At 66.8% G+C, this 716-nt stretch carries 1 protein-coding gene; it reads left to right on the top strand.

Going from position 1 to position 716, the window contains the following annotated elements:
* The coding region (locus AC3WLT_RS37260) for an IS110 family RNA-guided transposase (protein WP_492596541.1) at positions 1-716 on the top strand (716 nt) is incomplete at both ends.

A 716-nucleotide genomic window follows, 5' to 3' on the forward strand; every position in this document is an offset into this window, starting at 1 on the left:
TATGGGCTTTACCGTCAGCTCGTGCAGAAGGGATTCGGATGCATGGTGTGCGCCCCATCGCTGATTCCGAAAAAGCCGGGCGAGCGGGTCAAGACTGACCGGCGTGATGCGATCAAGCTGGTACGATCGCTGCGCGCCGGTGACCTGTCGGCGGTGTACGTGCCCAGCGTGGACGACGAGGCGTTCCGCGATCTGGCACGCACCTGGGTGAGCGCCAGGGACGACCTGAAGCGTGCACGGCAACGGGTGAAGGCCTTCCTGCTCTCGCATGGGGTGCGCTATACAGGCCGCGCCGACTGGGGCCCGGCGCACCGGCGCTGGGTAAGCGCGTTTGCCTTTGAGAGCGCCTGGCAGCAGCTGGCGTTCGAGGAACAGCGGCGCGCCATCGAGGACCGCCTCGCGCAATGTGCGCGTCTCGAAGCGGCGTTGCGCGAGGCGGTTGCCAGCTGGCGCTTCTATCCCGTCGTGCTGGCCCTGCAGACCATGCGCGGCGTGCAGTTCACCACCGCCATTGGTGTGCTCGCCGAACTGGGCGATCTGTCACGCTTCGCCCATCCGCGCCAGCTGATGGCCTGGCTGGGCCTGACGCCCTCGGAACACTCGTCAGGCGAGAAGCGCCGCCAGGGCAGTATCACGAAGAACGGCAACAGCTATGCAAGGAAGCTGCTCGTCGAGGCCGCCTGGAGCTACCAGCATCCGGCACGCGTGAGCCCCGA

It is taken from the genome of Paraburkholderia sp. FW306-2-2C-D06C (genome assembly GCF_058781505.1).